Annotated in this window: 20 protein-coding genes; 9 read left to right on the top strand and 11 right to left on the bottom strand. The window is 58.6% G+C overall.

Annotation, left to right across the window (positions count from 1 at the left end):
• Nucleotides 1–57: 57 nt before the first annotated feature.
• Complete coding sequence (gene yjgA / locus AC1MEW_RS32725) at nucleotides 58–582, bottom strand: ribosome biogenesis factor YjgA (protein WP_201200571.1); 525 nt, start codon at nucleotides 580–582, stop codon at nucleotides 58–60.
• Nucleotides 583–690: 108 nt separating this feature from the next.
• Here yjgA and pmbA point away from each other — a divergent pair, with 108 nt between their 5' ends.
• The 6 genes from pmbA to AC1MEW_RS32695 all read left to right on the top strand — a co-directional run bounded on the left by pmbA (nucleotide 691) and on the right by AC1MEW_RS32695 (nucleotide 6056).
• Complete coding sequence (gene pmbA / locus AC1MEW_RS32720; protein WP_201200573.1) at nucleotides 691–2037, top strand: metalloprotease PmbA; 1347 nt, start codon at nucleotides 691–693, stop codon at nucleotides 2035–2037.
• Nucleotides 2038–2285: 248 nt separating this feature from the next.
• Nucleotides 2286–2681, top strand: coding sequence for a FagA protein (locus AC1MEW_RS32715; protein ID WP_201200574.1), 396 nt, complete (start codon nucleotides 2286–2288; stop codon nucleotides 2679–2681).
• Complete coding sequence (locus AC1MEW_RS32710) at nucleotides 2674–4050, top strand: class II fumarate hydratase (protein ID WP_323570502.1); 1377 nt, start codon at nucleotides 2674–2676, stop codon at nucleotides 4048–4050. Before AC1MEW_RS32715 ends, AC1MEW_RS32710 begins: the two co-directional genes overlap by 8 nt.
• Nucleotides 4051–4077: 27 nt before the next feature.
• Nucleotides 4078–4518, top strand: a complete 441-nt coding sequence (locus AC1MEW_RS32705; protein WP_201200576.1) for a hypothetical protein — start codon at nucleotides 4078–4080, stop codon at nucleotides 4516–4518.
• 2 nt (nucleotides 4519–4520) lie between these two features.
• Entirely contained in the window at nucleotides 4521–5132 is a 612-nt protein-coding gene (locus AC1MEW_RS32700) for a superoxide dismutase (RefSeq protein WP_480424926.1), read from the top strand.
• A 30-nt stretch (nucleotides 5133–5162) separates the two neighbouring features.
• Nucleotides 5163–6056, top strand: a complete 894-nt coding sequence (locus tag AC1MEW_RS32695; RefSeq protein ID WP_480424924.1) for a ZIP family metal transporter — start codon at nucleotides 5163–5165, stop codon at nucleotides 6054–6056.
• 70 nt (nucleotides 6057–6126) lie between these two features.
• On the opposite strand, the gene AC1MEW_RS32690 is transcribed toward AC1MEW_RS32695, so the two are convergent.
• The 10 genes from AC1MEW_RS32690 to AC1MEW_RS32645 all read right to left on the bottom strand — a co-directional run bounded on the left by AC1MEW_RS32690 (nucleotide 6127) and on the right by AC1MEW_RS32645 (nucleotide 13137).
• A complete protein-coding gene (locus tag AC1MEW_RS32690; RefSeq protein WP_201200579.1) occupies nucleotides 6127–6399 on the bottom strand; it encodes an HPr family phosphocarrier protein in 273 nt (90 codons plus the stop codon).
• Nucleotides 6400–6414: 15 nt separating this feature from the next.
• Complete coding sequence (gene rapZ, locus AC1MEW_RS32685) at nucleotides 6415–7272, bottom strand: RNase adapter RapZ (RefSeq protein ID WP_201200580.1); 858 nt, start codon at nucleotides 7270–7272, stop codon at nucleotides 6415–6417.
• A gap of 2 nt (nucleotides 7273–7274) precedes the next feature.
• Nucleotides 7275–7739: a PTS IIA-like nitrogen regulatory protein PtsN gene (ptsN, locus tag AC1MEW_RS32680; RefSeq protein WP_480424920.1), complete on the bottom strand. Its 465-nt coding sequence runs from the start codon at nucleotides 7737–7739 to the stop codon at nucleotides 7275–7277.
• A gap of 12 nt (nucleotides 7740–7751) precedes the next feature.
• Nucleotides 7752–8060, bottom strand: coding sequence for a ribosome hibernation-promoting factor, HPF/YfiA family (gene hpf / locus AC1MEW_RS32675; protein ID WP_093226719.1), 309 nt, complete (start codon nucleotides 8058–8060; stop codon nucleotides 7752–7754).
• 73 nt (nucleotides 8061–8133) lie between these two features.
• On the bottom strand, nucleotides 8134–9627 hold the full coding sequence (locus tag AC1MEW_RS32670; protein ID WP_109787870.1) for an RNA polymerase factor sigma-54: 1494 nt from the start codon (nucleotides 9625–9627) through the stop codon (nucleotides 8134–8136).
• Between the two features lie 186 nt (nucleotides 9628–9813).
• Nucleotides 9814–10539 carry an LPS export ABC transporter ATP-binding protein gene (gene lptB, locus AC1MEW_RS32665; RefSeq protein ID WP_201195796.1) on the bottom strand — a complete coding sequence of 242 codons (726 nt, stop codon included), beginning with the start codon at nucleotides 10537–10539 and terminating at the stop codon, nucleotides 9814–9816.
• Nucleotides 10539–11072 carry a lipopolysaccharide transport periplasmic protein LptA gene (gene lptA / locus AC1MEW_RS32660; RefSeq protein ID WP_201200585.1) on the bottom strand — a complete coding sequence of 178 codons (534 nt, stop codon included), beginning with the start codon at nucleotides 11070–11072 and terminating at the stop codon, nucleotides 10539–10541. The genes lptB and lptA overlap by 1 nt, the downstream gene beginning before the upstream one ends.
• Entirely contained in the window at nucleotides 11059–11631 is a 573-nt protein-coding gene (lptC, locus tag AC1MEW_RS32655) for an LPS export ABC transporter periplasmic protein LptC (RefSeq protein WP_201195794.1), read from the bottom strand. Before lptC ends, lptA begins: the two co-directional genes overlap by 14 nt.
• A 7-nt stretch (nucleotides 11632–11638) precedes the next feature.
• Nucleotides 11639–12163 (bottom strand): KdsC family phosphatase, encoded by a 525-nt coding sequence (locus AC1MEW_RS32650; protein ID WP_201195792.1) that lies wholly within the window; start codon nucleotides 12161–12163, stop codon nucleotides 11639–11641.
• Nucleotides 12163–13137: a KpsF/GutQ family sugar-phosphate isomerase gene (locus tag AC1MEW_RS32645; protein ID WP_480424915.1), complete on the bottom strand. Its 975-nt coding sequence runs from the start codon at nucleotides 13135–13137 to the stop codon at nucleotides 12163–12165. Before AC1MEW_RS32645 ends, AC1MEW_RS32650 begins: the two co-directional genes overlap by 1 nt.
• Nucleotides 13138–13412: 275 nt before the next feature.
• Here AC1MEW_RS32645 and AC1MEW_RS32640 point away from each other — a divergent pair, with 275 nt between their 5' ends.
• From AC1MEW_RS32640 to mlaD, 3 genes are read left to right on the top strand one after another with little or no spacing between them, the layout of a single operon-like run.
• Nucleotides 13413–14222, top strand: coding sequence for an ATP-binding cassette domain-containing protein (locus tag AC1MEW_RS32640; RefSeq protein WP_201200590.1), 810 nt, complete (start codon nucleotides 13413–13415; stop codon nucleotides 14220–14222).
• Nucleotides 14222–15019, top strand: coding sequence for a lipid asymmetry maintenance ABC transporter permease subunit MlaE (gene mlaE, locus AC1MEW_RS32635; protein WP_201200594.1), 798 nt, complete (start codon nucleotides 14222–14224; stop codon nucleotides 15017–15019). The genes AC1MEW_RS32640 and mlaE overlap by 1 nt, the downstream gene beginning before the upstream one ends.
• Nucleotides 15019–15486, top strand: a complete 468-nt coding sequence (mlaD, locus tag AC1MEW_RS32630) for an outer membrane lipid asymmetry maintenance protein MlaD (protein ID WP_201195787.1) — start codon at nucleotides 15019–15021, stop codon at nucleotides 15484–15486. Before mlaE ends, mlaD begins: the two co-directional genes overlap by 1 nt.
• Nucleotide 15487: the final 1 nt, after the last annotated feature.

Below are 15487 nucleotides of genomic sequence, written 5' to 3'. Positions count from 1 at the left end.
CAAAACCAACGTCAAAAGATCGCAGCCAGCGGCAGCTCCTACAGGGGCCGCGATAACTTAACGCAGACCGCGTTGAGTCTCGTCCAGCTCACGGATGTACTTGAACATTTTACGGCTCGATGCCGGTGGCTTGTTGGTCGCCAGTTCGTGCTGGGCCTGACGGATCAGGGAGCGCAACTGTTGACGATCAGCCTCCGGGTAATCGACAACGAATTTCTCCAGGACCGCGTCGTCGCCTGCGATCAAGCGATCGCGCCAGCGTTCCAGGCCGTGGAAACGTTCGTTGTACTGCCGGGTGGAGGCATCGAGTTGATCGAGCAAGGTCAGAATGGCGTCAGTGTCCTGGTCGCGCATCAGTTTGCCGATGAACATAAGGTGCCGTTTACGCGCGATATTCGCGGTGTGCTTGGGCGCATCGGCCAGGGCCCGGCGCATAGCGTCGGTCAACGGCAGTTTTGCCAGCAAGTCAGGCTTGAGTGTTGTAAGGCGCTCGCCAAGGTCAACCAGAGCATGCAGCTCGCGTTTAACCTGGGATTTGCTTTTTTCTCCCGTATCGAGGGAGTCGTCGTAAGAATCAACCATGGTGGCCGTCCGCAAAGAAACGCCGCCATGATAACCAGTCGGGGGCCGCTTGTCCGGCCCGGTCGCTCGAAGGCCCTAGCCGAAAGCAGAATTTGAGTGGAGAACAGCATGAGTGCAGTTGAAAGCGTCGGCCCACAAGCGTTGCCGGCACTGCAAGAGCAAGTCGAGCAGATCATTGCTGAAGCCAAGCGCCAAGGCGCCAGCGCCTGTGAAGTCGCGGTCTCGCTGGAACAAGGCCTGTCGACATCGGTTCGTCAGCGAGAAGTCGAAACCGTCGAATTCAATCGCGATCAGGGCTTTGGCATCACCTTGTACGTTGGCCAGCGCAAAGGATCGGCCAGCACTTCGGCCAGCGGTCCGGAAGCGATTCGCGAAACCGTTGCTGCCGCACTGGCCATCGCCAAGCACACCTCTGAAGACGAAGCCTCAGGCCTGGCCGACGCCGCGCTGATGGCCAAGGATCTGCACGATTTCGACCTGTTCCACCAATGGGACATCACCCCCGAGCAAGCCATCGAGATGGCCCTGACCTGTGAAGCGGCGGCATTTGCCACCGATAGCCGGATCAAGAACGCCGACGGCACTACCCTCAGCACCCACCAGGGCTGCCGCGTTTACGGCAACAGCCACGGGTTTATCGGCGGTTATGCGTCGACCCGCCACAGCCTGAGCTGCGTGATGATCGCCGAGGCCGAAGGCCAGATGCAGCGCGATTATTGGTACGACGTGAGCCGTCAGGGCACTTTGCTGGCTGACCCGGTGAGCATTGGCCAGCGTGCCGCGCAACGGGCAGCGAGCCGTTTGGGCGCGCGTCCGGTGCCAACTTGCGAAGTGCCGGTGCTGTTTTCGGCCGAGTTGGCCGGTGGGTTGTTCGGCAGCTTCCTGTCGGCAGTGTCTGGCGGCAGTCTGTATCGCAAGTCATCGTTCCTTGAAGGCACGCTGGGTCAGAAGTTGTTCCCGGAATGGCTGACCCTTGATGAGCGTCCGCACCTGATGCAGGCGATGGGCAGTTCGGCGTTCGATGGCGATGGCTTGGCGACCTATGCCAAACCGTTCGTCGAGAACGGCGTATTGGTGTCGTACATCCTCGGTACCTATTCCGGACGCAAGCTGGGAATGCCGAGCACCGCCAACGCGGGCGGCGTGCACAACCTGTTCGTGACCCATGGCGATGAAGATCAGGCTGCCCTGTTGCGTCGCATGGGGCGTGGTCTGCTGGTCACCGAGTTGATGGGCCACGGCTTGAACATGGTCACCGGCGATTACTCCCGTGGCGCGGCGGGTTTCTGGGTCGAGAACGGTGAAATCCAGTTCGCGGTCCAGGAAGTCACGATCGCCGGCAACATGCGCGACATGTTCAAACAGATCGTTGCCGTGGGGAATGACCTGGAACTGCGCAGCAACATTCGCACCGGTTCGGTGTTGATCGAGCGGATGACGGTGGCGGGTAGCTGACCCACACCGTTACACAAAAAGGCGCGTCATCCAAACGGATGGCGCGCCTTTTTTTATGGCGTTCACACCGTCCCCTGTGGGAGCGAGCTTGCTCACGATAGCAGTGTGTCAGACGACACATATGTTGAATGGTCGACCGTCATCGCGAGCAAGCTCGCTCCCACAATGGATCTCATCTAATTTCTCGGGGTTGTTTTGGTTCTCATTATCATCTAATAATAAATCTCATTACCGAATGAGCCCGGATCATGAGTTCTGCCTTGCACGAGCAGCCTTACCTCGAAAGCTGGCGCTGGATGAGTCGCCAGATCCGTTGCGCGATGGACCCCGATGAGCCTCGCCTGATCGACCATTACCTGGCCGAAGGTCGGTATCTGGCCTGTTGCACGGCAACGTCTCCCTGGACCATCGCCGAAACTTCCTTCCGTTTGTTGCTCGACACCGCCGCCGATGTCGCGCTGCCGTGGCACTGGCGCACCTTCTGCCTCGACCAGGCCTGGCGCCCATTGCGCGAACTGGAACGCCTCTCCCTGTGTAAGTGCCGCCTCAAGCGCTGGCAAAGCTACACCTGGCAACTGGCGACCTGCGAGTTGCAGCCTTCGATTCCTCTCATAGAACTGGTGCAAGGATTTCCCGATGAATAACACGCGTATCGAACGTGACAGCATGGGCGAGCTTCAGGTCCCCGAAGACGCCCTCTATGGCGCGCAAACCCAGCGCGCGGTGGATAACTTCCCGATCAGCGGCAAACCTATGCCGGTGCAGTTCATCCGCGCGTTGATCCTGGCAAAGGCTGCCGCCGCCGGGGCCAACGTCGAGCTCAAGCAAATCAGCGAGTCCCAGGGCAAAGCCATCGTCGACGCGGCGCAAGGGCTGCTCGAAGGCAACTTTATGCAGCACTTCCCGGTGGATATCTTCCAGACTGGCTCTGGCACCAGCTCCAACATGAACGCCAACGAAGTGATCGCCACCCTGGCCAGCCGACTGCTCGGCGAGCCGGTGAACCCCAACGATCACGTCAACTGCGGCCAGAGCAGCAACGACATCATTCCGACCACCATCCACGTCAGTGCCGCACTGGCGCTGCACGAGCAATTGCTGCCGACGCTGGTGCATCTGGTGCAGGTGATCGAGCACAAGGCCGAGCAGGTTCATCATCACGTCAAAACCGGCCGCACTCACCTGATGGATGCCATGCCGGTGCGCATGAGTCAGGTGCTCAACGGTTGGGCGCAACAGCTCAAGGCCAATATCGGCCACCTGCAAGATTTGCTACCGAGCCTGCAATCCCTGGCGCAGGGCGGCACAGCGGTGGGCACCGGGATCAACGCGCATCCGGAGTTCGCGGCGCGATTCAGTCAGCAGTTGAGCAAACTGACTCAGGTGCAATTCAAGCCTGGCAAGGACCTGTTCGCGCTGATCGGCTCGCAGGACACGGCGGTCGCGGTCTCCGGACAGCTCAAGGCCACCGCCGTGTCGCTGATGAAAATCGCCAACGACCTGCGCTGGATGAACTCCGGCCCGTTGGCCGGCCTCGGCGAAATCGAACTCGAAGCCTTACAGCCTGGCTCCTCGATTATGCCAGGCAAGGTCAACCCGGTGATCCCGGAAGCCACCGCGATGGTCGCCGCTCAAGTGATCGGCAACGACACGGTGATCACCATCGCCGGCCAGTCGGGCAACTTCGAATTGAACGTGATGCTGCCGATCATCGCCCAAAACCTGCTGAGCAGCATCGAATTGCTGGCCAACGCCAGCCGTCTGCTGGGTGACAAGGCCATCGCCAGCTTCAAGGTCAACGAGGCCCGGCTCAAGGAAGCGCTGTCGCGCAACCCGATTCTGGTTACCGCACTCAACCCGATCATTGGTTACCAAAAAGCCGCTGAGATCGCCAAGAAGGCGTATCAGCAGGGCCGTCCGGTGATTGATATCGCTCTGGAACACACCGACCTGTCGCGCAGCCAGCTGGAAGAGTTGCTCAATCCAGAAAAGCTCACCGCAGGCGGCGTGTAATCACCGCTACCGCTTTGGAGGCTCACCATGGAGCACTGGAAACGCACGATCGAAAGGGCTAATCGCTGTTTCATGCTGGGCGAATTCGTCGATGCCCGCGAGGCTTACTTGCAGGCACTGGCGCTGGCCCAGGTGTTGTTTGAGCGTTGGGCGGATGCCGATGAAGCGGTGGCTGCTTGCGTGATTTCTCACCACAACCTCGCGGATCTGCACTTGCGTCTGAACCAGCCGGAGGAGAGCGCCGAGTACCTGTGCGCCATCCATCAACGGTTGTTGCAGACGATGCAGGACGCGCGACTGGCTCCGGCGCTGCGCGAGGCGGCGTTGCGCCAGAGCAGCAAGACCTACGTCGAACTGCTGAATTTCATCAGTGAGTACGGCGAATACCCGCGCACCCATCGGCTGTTGCACATGGATGCTGCATCGCCCCGGCATCAGCCCGCCTCTCATCAACATGGAGTCCATTGAACATGGCTTTTACCTTGCCTGCCTTGCCCTACGCCTACGACGCCCTGGAACCGCATATCGATGCGCAGACCATGGAAATCCACTACACCAAGCACCACCAGACCTATATCAACAACCTCAACGCGGCCGTCGAAGGCACCGAGTTTGCCGAATGGTCGGTGGAAAAACTGGTGGCCAGCGTCCAGCAACTCCCGGAAAAGCTTCGCGCAGCGGTGATTAATCAGGGCGGCGGCCACGCCAACCATTCGCTGTTCTGGGAAGTCATGGCGCCCAATGCTGGAGGCAAGCCTGACGGTGCGCTGGCCGAGGCTATTGATGAGCAACTGGGTGGCCTGGATCGTTTTAAAGAGGCGTTCACCAAAGCAGCGTTGACGCGTTTCGGCAGTGGCTGGGCGTGGTTGAGCGTCACGCCGCAAAAGACCCTGATCGTGGAGAGTAGCGGCAATCAGGACAGCCCGTTGATGAATGGCAACACGCCCATCCTCGGCCTCGACGTCTGGGAGCACGCTTATTACCTGCGCTATCAGAACCGTCGACCGGAATACATCAACGCGTTCTACAACGTGATTAATTGGCCTGAAGTCGCGGCGCGCTATCAGGCTGCACTGGTTTAAGTCATCGATAACAAGAATCCAAGGCCGACTATGGGCACTGAAACATTGGCGATCGGAAGTGGACGAATGTTTCGTTACGCACTGGGATCGTTGTTACTGCTGGCGGGTATGACGTTGTTGGCAGCCCAAGGGTTGGCATGGCTAGACCTGGAACCGAAGCTGTCGCGTGCCCTGCAAGGAGGGGTGATCTGCGCCTTGGGTACTGCGCTGGGGGCGGTGCCGGTGCTGGTGATTCGGCGCATGCCGCGGACGCTCAGCGATACCCTGCTCGGTTTCGGTGCCGGGGTGATGCTCGCGGCGACCGCGTTCTCGCTAATCGTCCCGGGCATTTCTGCGGCCGAAAGCCTGGGGCTGACGCCTTGGGCGGCCAGTGGACTAATCAGCTTCGGTATCATGTTCGGCGCATTCGGGCTGTTTCTGGTGGATCGCAAGGTTTCCGGGGCCAGCCCGGAAATGCTCGTCGGCACCTTGCAGCGACCGGTGATTCCACCGCGAATCTGGCTGTTTGTGTTCGCCATCATCGCCCACAACATTCCCGAGGGCATGGCGGTCGGGGTTTCGGCCGGCGGCGGTATGCCCGACGCCGACAGCCTGGCCATGGGTATCGCCTTGCAAGACGTACCCGAAGGGCTGGTGATCGCGTTGATATTGGCCGGGGCCGGGATGTCGCGGGCCAAGGCGTTCCTGATCGGTGCTGCGTCAGGGCTGGTAGAGCCGGTCTTCGCACTGTTATGTGCGTGGCTGGTTAGCCTGGCTGAATTGTTGTTGCCATTGGGTTTGGCGCTGGCGGCCGGGGCGATGCTGCTGGTGGTGACCCATGAAATCATCCCAGAGTCGCGGCGTAATGGTCACGACAAACTGGCGAGTCTGGGGTTGCTGCTGGGGTTTTGTTTGATGATGGTGATGGATACGGCACTGGCTTGAAAAAGATCGCAGCCTTCGGCAGCTCCTACGAGATAGGGAGCGGGGCTGCCGAGGGCTGCGATTTTTTGATTTATTCGCCTTCGTCGAAGAAGTTATTGATCAGCGCCACCAGTGCATCCAGCGCTTCTTGCTCTTGCTCACCTTCAGTACTCAGATGGATTTTGCTGCCCTTGCCGGCGGCGAGCATCATCATGGCCATGATGCTTTTGCCATCGACCATGGCTTGCGGGGTGCGTCCCGCTCTGATCTGGCAGGGAAACTGACCGGCAACCCCAACGAATTTCGCTGAAGCACGGGCATGCAGGCCCAGTTTGTTGATGATTTCAATTTCCAGAGCAGGCATCGCGTTGTGAATCCTTTAGCTGAGGTCGCGGTGGCGAACCTGGACGTTCTTCAGGGATTGTTGCAGGGCCTGGCCCAGACGTTCGGTCAGGTAGACGGAGCGGTGATGACCGCCGGTACAGCCAATGGCGATGGTGACGTAAGCGCGATTGCTGGCAGCAAAACGCGGAAGCCACTTGAACAGATAACCATAAATGTCCTGGAACATTTCTTCGACGTCCGGCTGTGCTGCCAGGTATTCGGCTACCGGTTGATCGAGCCCGGACTGTGCGCGCAGCTCCGGTTTCCAATAAGGATTGGGCAGGCAGCGCACATCGAACACCACGTCGGCATCTACTGGCATGCCACGCTTGAACCCGAAAGACTCCACCAGGAACGCCGTGCCGGGCTCAGGCTGATTCAACAGGCGCAGCTTGATGGTGTCGCGCAGTTGGTACAGGTTCAGGTTGGTGGTGTTGACCTTGAGGTCGGCCAGGTCTGCAATCGGCCCCAGCAGTTGAGTTTCGTCTTCTATCGCCTCGGCCAATGAGCGGTTGGCGGTGCTCAGCGGGTGACGGCGGCGGGTTTCCGAGAAACGCTTGAGCAGGGTTTCTTCATCGGCGTCCAGATACAGCACATCGCATTGGATATGCCGACCGCGAACTTCTTCAAGTAATTCGGGGAATCGCGTCAGGTGACTGGGCAGGTTGCGGGCGTCGATGGAAACGGCGACCAGCGGCTGAGCCAGCTCTGTATGAATCAGCGCGCGTTCGGCCAACTCCGGCAGCAGGCCGGCCGGCAGGTTGTCGATGCAGTAGTAGCCGTTGTCCTCAAGGACATCGAGTGCAGTACTTTTACCTGAGCCGGAGCGGCCACTGACAATGATCAAACGCATGATTAGTGACCGTTTTGCTCGCTCAGGACAACCTGATACAAGGCTTCGTTGCTCGGGGCACTGCGCAGTTTTTCGCGTACTTCCTTGCGATCAAGCATGCTGGCGATCTGGCGCAGTAATTCCAGGTGCGCATCGGTGGCGGCTTGCGGGACCAGCAGCACGAACAGCAGGTCAACCGGAGCGCCGTCGATGGCGTCGAAATCGATAGGTGCGTCAAGGTGCATCAAGGCACTGATGGGCGAGGTGCAGCCCTTCAGGCGACAGTGGGGGATAGCAATGCCGTTGCCAAAACCGGTGGAACCGAGTTTTTCACGGGCAATCAGAGCCTCGAAGACATCTTGCATCTCCAGATCCGGGACTTCCCGGGCGATCAGGTTGGCAATTTGTTCGAGGGCTTTCTTTTTACTGCCGCCCGGCACTTTCACGAGGGAACGGCCGGGGGTCAGGATACTTTCAAGTCGGATCATGGGTTGGGAGTGTTAACGACCGGTTGCGCCCTGAAGGAGGCTCTGGGTCTTTTCCTTATGCTTTTTAAGTTGGCGATCCAGCTTGTCGGTCAGTAGGTCAATAGCGGCATACATGTCGTTATGCTCGGCATTGGCGACCACTTCTCCGCCGGGGATATGCAGCGTGGCTTCGATTTTCTGCAGCAGCTTCTCGACGGTCATCGTGACTTGCACGTTGGTGATCTTGTCGAAATGCCTCTCTAATCGGTCGAGTTTTTCGCCGATGTAGGTGCGCAGGGGTTCGGTCACTTCCAGTTGGTGTCCACTGATGTTGACTTGCATACAGCTTCTCCTTCGTTGCCAGTGCATAAAGCGGCAGGTAAAGGTACCTGCCACTGGAACGCTGTGGCGTGGCTTACATCAACCGCTTGCGTTCGCTCGAAGGCGCGATCCCTAAGGACTCGCGGTACTTGGCGACGGTGCGGCGAGCCACCTGAATGCCTTGTGCCTCCAGTAAACCAGCGATCTTGCTGTCACTCAACGGCTTTTTCTGATTTTCCGCGGCAACCAGTTTTTTGATGATCGCGCGGATCGCTGTGGACGAGCATTCGCCGCCTTCAGAGGTGCTGACATGGCTGGAGAAAAAGTATTTCAGTTCATAAATGCCCCGTGGGGTATGCATGAACTTTTGGGTGGTCACCCGTGAAATCGTCGATTCGTGCATGCCCACCGCTTCGGCGATGTCATGCAGGACCAGCGGCTTCATGGCTTCGTCGCCGTACTCCAGGAAACCGCGCTGGTGCTCGACGATCTGGGTGGCGACTTTCATCAGGGTTTCGTTACGGCTTTGCAGGCTCTTGATGAACCAGCGGGCTTCCTGCAACTGATTACGCATGAAGGTGTTGTCGGCACTGGTGTCGGCGCGGCGCACGAAGCCGGCGTACTGGGCGTTGACCCGCAGCTTTGGCACTGACTCTTGATTCAACTCCACCAGCCAGCGCTCATTATCCTTGCGCACGATGACGTCGGGCACGACGTATTCGGCTTCGCTGGACTCGATCTGCGAGCCTGGACGCGGGTTCAGGCTCTGGACCAGCTCGATCACCTGGCGCAGTTCATCTTCCTTGAGCTTCATGCGGCGCATCAGTTGGCTGTAGTCGCGGCTGCCGAGCAGGTCGATGTAATCGGTGACCAGGCGCTTGGCCTCGGCCAGCCAAGGTGTTTTGGCGGGCAGTTGACGCAATTGCAGCAACAGGCACTCGCCCAGGTTGCGGGCGCCGATGCCGGCCGGTTCGAATTGCTGGATGCGATGCAGGACGGCTTCGATTTCGTCCAGCTCGATGTCCAGTTCCGGATCGAAGGCTTCGAGGATTTCCTCGAGGGTTTCGTCCAGGTAGCCCTGATTGTTGATGCAATCGATCAAGGTCACGGCGATCAGGCGATCGGTGTCGGACATCGGCGCCAGGTTCAGTTGCCAGAGCAGGTGGCTTTGCAGGCTTTCGCCGGCGGATGTACGGGTGGTGAAATCCCACTCGTCGTCATCGTTGCTCGGCAGGCTGCTGGCGCTGGTCTGGTAAACGTCTTCCCAGGCGGTATCGACGGGCAGTTCGTTGGGAATGCGCTCGTTCCAGTCCCCTTCCTCGAGGTTATCCACCGTCGGGGCGGTTTCCTGGTAGGAGGGTTCCTGAATGTCGGCGTTGGGTGGTTGTTCGGCTTTGTCGGCCAATGGGTCGGCGTTATCGAAGTCGTCGCCTTCTTCCTGGCGTTCGAGCATCGGATTGGACTCCAGGGCCTCCTGGATTTCCTGTTGCAGGTCCAGGGTCGACAATTGGAGCAGGCGGATGGCCTGTTGCAGCTGAGGTGTCATCGTCAGCTGCTGGCCCATTCTCAAGACTAGCGATGGTTTCATGGCAGGGGCTTAACACCTTATTCGCCGGCGCGCATGCGCCATCCACTACAGGGCGCCGAAGCGCCAAACTTAAGCAAATTATATGCCTGAAACTGAAGTGTTTGCCTAGAGCGCCGTAACAATAAAAAACACAGCGATGTGTTAATTGCGCCATGCGCTCTGTCGACTAGCCAGACACCTCGGTGCTTACAGGCGGAACTCGTGGCCCAGATACACTTCCTTGACCAGTTCGTTGGCCAGGATGGTGGCGGAGTCACCTTCGGCAATTAGCTGACCATCGTTGACGATGTAGGCGGTTTCGCAGATATCCAGTGTTTCACGGACGTTGTGGTCGGTGATCAGCACGCCAATGCCTTTGGCCTTGAGGTGATGGATGATCTGCTTGATGTCGCCAACCGAAATCGGGTCTACACCGGCGAAAGGTTCGTCGAGCAGGATGAATTTCGGGTTGGTGGCCAAGGCCCGGGCGATTTCCACTCGGCGTCGTTCACCACCGGACAGGCTCATGCCGAGGTTGTCACGGATGTGGCTGATGTGGAATTCCTGCAGCAGGCTTTCCAGCTCTTTGCGGCGAGCGGCCTTGTCGAGTTCCTTGCGGGTCTCGAGGATGGCCATGATGTTGTCGGCGACCGAGAGTTTGCGGAAGATCGACGCTTCTTGCGGAAGATAGCCGATACCGGCCTTTGCACGACCGTGCATCGGCTGGTGGCTGACGTCCAGATCGTCGATCAGTACGCGACCCTGGTCGGCTTGTACCAGGCCAACGATCATGTAAAAGCAGGTGGTCTTGCCGGCGCCGTTCGGGCCAAGCAGGCCGACGATCTGACCGCTGTCGATGGACAGGCTGACGTCACGCACGACCTGGCGGCTCTTGTAGCTCTTGGCCAGATGCTGGGCTTTCAGAGTTGCCATTACTGGGCCTTCTGCTTCGGCGGGATCACCATGTCGATCCGTTGGCGCGGCGTTGTGATCGGCGAGCCAGTGGCGCGGCCGGCCGTAGCCACCTGTTTCACCGTGTCGTAGACGATTTTCTCGCCTTCGGTGGTGCTGCCGTCATCGCTGATGACTTTGGCTTGATCGATCAGCACGATGCGGTTTTGCTGGGCATGGTACTGGACAGTCTTGCCATAGCCTTTGACTGGCTGTGGGGAGGTGGTTTTTTGCAACTGCTCGAAGTACGCCAGGTTGCCCACCGACGTTACGACATCGATCTGGCCATCCTTTGTACGAGTGATGGTCACGGTATTGCCGGTAACCTTCATCGAACCCTGGGTGATGATTACATCACCTTTATAGGTGGCGATACCTTGCTTGTCATCGAGCTGGGCATCGTCGGCCTGGATACGGATCGGTTTCGTACTATCGTCCGGCAGAGCCCAGGCGCTCACGCTTCCCAGTGCTGCGCCCAGACTGAGCAAAATAGGGAGGGTTTTAACGAGCCTCATACTGTCCTCTTACGTTCGATAGCAGGTGTATCCTGCTTTCTTTCAAATACGCTTTCATTCCGTTGCCAGTCGATACACCGCCAGCGCCGTCGATTCTAACGGGTTGCTCGGTCTGCGCATATTGCTGCTGCGGGAACACTGTCATGCGAGTACTGGTAATAATCATCTCGCGGTTCTTTTCATCGGTCCGTGCGATACGTACCGAGTCGATCAGCTCTACCTGAGTGCCGTCCGGATTCACCTCGCCACGCAAGCTTGTGACATGCCACGGAAACTCGGTGCCGCGGTACATGTTCAGGTCGGGGTTGGTCAGCAGTGACACATCGCTCGCCTTGAGGTGTTCGACCTTGTCGGACGTCAAGTCGTACTGCAAGCCGCCGTCCGGCAGGTACTGCACGCTGTGGGCGTTGAGTGCGTAATAGTCGATCTGGCTGACATCGACCTTGGCCACTGGCTTGTCGAGGAAGCGTTCCGGGCTGATGTTCCAGTAGCCGACCGCTGCGAATATCGCGGCGATGCAACAGAACATCAAGAAATTGCGAAACTTTTTGCTCAGCATAATGGGCTCACAGGTACGCGGCGTTAGCCGCATCGAGGCGGCCCTGGGCGCGCAGGATCAGTTCGCAGAATTCGCGGGCAGCACCTTCGCCGCCACGGGCCAGGGTGATGCCGTGGGCGTGTTCGCGCACGAAACTGGCGGCATTGGCCACCGCCATGCCCAGCCCGACGCGGCGAATCACCGGCAGGTCAGGCAGGTCGTCACCGAGGTAGGCAACTTGTTCATAGCTTAGGTTGAGTTGGGCAAGAAGCTCGTCGAGTACCACCAGTTTGTCTTCGCGACCCTGGTAGAGGTGTGGAATGCCGAGGTTTTTTGCCCGCCGTTCGACCACAGGGGTCTTGCGGCCGCTGATGATAGCGGTCTGCACGCCGGCTGCCATCAACATCTTGATGCCTTGGCCGTCGAGGGTGCTGAATGTCTTGAATTCACTGCCGTCTTCGAGGAAGTACAGGCGCCCGTCGGTCAGGACGCCATCGACGTCGAACACGGCCAGTTTGATTTGTTTGCCGCGTTGCAGCAGGTCGTTGCTCATTACATTACTCCTGCACGCAGCAAATCGTGCATGTTCAAGGCGCCGACCGGACGGTCTTCGCTGTCGACCACTACCAGTGCGCTGATTTTGTTGTCTTCCATGATCTTCAGGGCTTCGGCGGCAAGCATCTCGGCGCGTGCGGTCTTGCCGTGAGCGGTCATCACTTCATCGATGGTCGCCCGGTGAATGTCGATCGTGCGATCCAGGGAGCGGCGCAAGTCGCCGTCAGTGAAAATCCCAGCCAGCTTGCCGTCGGCTTCCAGAATGACGGTCATGCCCAGGCCCTTGCGGGTCATTTCCATCAGGGCATCCTTGAGTAGCGTGCCACGCTGGACTTGCGGCAACTCTTCGCCGGCGTGCATGACGTTTTCCACTTTTAGTAGTAAGCGTCGGCCGAGCGCGCCGCCCGGGTGGGAAAATGCGAAGTCTTCTGCGGTAAAACCGCGGGCTTCGAGCAGCGCCACGGCCAGGGCATCGCCCATGACCAGCGCGGCGGTGGTCGATGAGGTCGGCGCCAGGTTCAGCGGGCAGGCTTCGTGCTCCACGTGAACGTTGAGGTTGACCTCGGCAGCCTTGGCCAATGGCGAATCGGGATTGCCGGTCATGCTGATCAACTGGATGCCCAGACGCTTGATCAGCGGCAGCAATGTGACGATTTCATTGGTAGAGCCGGAGTTTGAGAGCGCCAGGATGATGTCATCTTTGGTGATCATGCCCATGTCGCCATGACTGGCTTCGGCCGGGTGTACGAAAAACGCCGTGGTGCCGGTGCTGGCCAGGGTGGCGGCAATTTTGTTACCGATATGCCCCGACTTGCCCATGCCGACCACGACTACGCGGCCTTTGCTGGCCAGAATCATCTCGCAAGCGCGTACGAAATCAGCGTCGATATGGGGCAGTAAGCCTTGTACGGCTTCCACTTCGAGGCGGATGGTACGTTGTGCCGATTGAATCAGGTCGCTTGATTGGCTCATGTCAGAATCGTATAGCCCGATGAAAAGGCGGCGATTATAGCGGTAATGATCGAAACCCTCACGTTAGTTCGTCGTGCTTTGTTAATACCTGTTACCGAAATACTCCAAATGCGGCTTTTTGCCTGTCCTCTTGCTGAACATGCCCCGGCTTGGGCCTTGGGCGCTTGGCTATTGCAGTGATATAGTTCGCCGCCAGTTCGGCCTGCCCGGGGAGGTATGTGCTTTCGTCAGAAAGCCAGGCGTCCGAGTGAGAGGCTGCATCGCAAGGAGTTTAGATGAGTGCCGATAACGCCTACGCGGTCGAGCTGAAGGGACTGACCTTCAAGCGCGGTGCGCGCAGCATTTTCAATAACGTCGATATCCGCATCCCACGCGGCAAGGTCACCGGTATCATGGGGCCTTCCGGGTGTGGCAAGACCACCCTGTTACGGCTGATGGGCGCCCAGTTGCGACCTAATAGCGGTGAAGTCTGGGTCAACGGTCAGAACCTGCCCAAGTTGTCGCGCAGCGATTTGTTCGATGCGCGCAAGCACATGGGTGTGCTGTTCCAGAGCGGGGCGTTGTTTACCGATCTGGATGTGTTCGAGAACGTCGCCTTCCCGCTACGGGTTCATACCGAGCTGCCGGAAGAAATGATCCGTGACATCGTCCTGCTTAAATTGCAGGCCGTTGGCTTGCGCGGCGCCATCGATCTCATGCCCGACGAACTGTCTGGTGGCATGAAGCGTCGTGTCGCGCTGGCGCGAGCGATTGCCCTCGATCCGCAAATCCTCATGTATGACGAGCCCTTTGTGGGGCAGGACCCGATCGCCATGGGCGTACTGGTGCGCCTGATCCGTCTGCTCAACGATGCGTTGGGCATCACCAGCATCGTGGTCTCCCACGATCTGGCAGAGACCGCGAGCATTGCCGATTACATTTATGTAGTGGGTGATGGGCAAGTGCTGGGGCAGGGCACGCCTGACGAATTGATGAATTCTCAGGAGCCACGTATCCGTCAATTCATGACAGGTGACCCCGATGGTCCGGTCGCCTATCACTTTCCAGCGACGGATTACCGCGCAGATCTTCTGGGGAAGCGCTGATGCGCAAGATTTCACTGATAGAAAAAGTGCGCCGGTTCGGCCACGGGGCTATCGATGCCGTCGGGGTGTTCGGGCGGGCGACGATTTTCCTGTTTCACGCATTGTTTAGCCGCGGCGGTATTGGCGGCGGTTTTGGTTTGCTGATCAAGCAATTGCATTCGGTCGGCGTGATGTCCCTGGTGATCATCGTCGTCTCCGGGGTGTTCATCGGCATGGTGTTGGCGCTGCAAGGCTTCAATATCCTGTCCAGCTACGGTTCGGAACAGGCTGTCGGGCAGATGGTTGCCCTGACGTTGCTGCGTGAACTGGGGCCGGTGGTGACTGCATTGCTGTTTGCCGGGCGCGCAGGTTCGGCCCTGACTGCCGAAATCGGCAACATGAAGTCCACCGAGCAGTTGTCCAGTCTGGAAATGATTGGCGTCGACCCGCTCAAGTACATCATTGCCCCGCGCCTGTGGGCCGGTTTCATTTCCCTGCCGGTGCTGGCGATGATTTTCAGCGTCGTCGGGATCTGGGGCGGTTCGTGGGTGGCAGTCGACTGGCTGGGTGTCTATGACGGCTCCTACTGGGCGAACATGCAGAACAGCGTGACGTTCAATGGTGATGTGCTCAACGGCATCATCAAAAGTGTCGTCTTCGCCTTTGTCGTGACCTGGATTGCCGTATTCCAAGGCTATGATTGCGAGCCTACTTCCGAGGGGATCAGTCGTGCCACAACCAAGACCGTGGTGTATGCCTCTTTGGCAGTGCTCGGCCTGGACTTTATTTTGACCGCCCTGATGTTTGGAGATTTCTGATGCAAAACCGCACCCTGGAAATCGGTGTCGGCCTTTTCTTGCTGGCTGGCATCCTGGCTTTGTTGCTGCTTGCGTTGCGGGTCAGTGGCCTGTCCCCGACCGCAAACACCGATACGTATAAACTTTATGCCTACTTCGACAATATCGCCGGTTTGACTGTCAGAGCTAAAGTGACCATGGCCGGTGTGACTATCGGCAAGGTTACGGCGATCGATCTGGACCGCGACAGTTTCACCGGCCGGGTGACCATGCAATTGGAAAAGCGCGTAGATAATCTGCCGACTGACTCCACTGCATCTATCCTGACGGCTGGCCTGTTGGGCGAGAAGTACATCGGTATCAGCGTGGGCGGGGAACAAGCCTTGCTCAAGGATGGTGGAACCATCCACGACACCCAGTCGTCGCTGGTGCTCGAGGACTTGATCGGTAAATTCCTGCTCAATACCGTTAGCAAAGACGCTAAATGAG

Source organism: Pseudomonas sp. ASL4, from assembly GCF_056680395.1.
The sequence above is the reverse complement of the archived record's forward strand: the minus strand, read 5'-3'. Positions and strand labels throughout refer to the sequence as shown.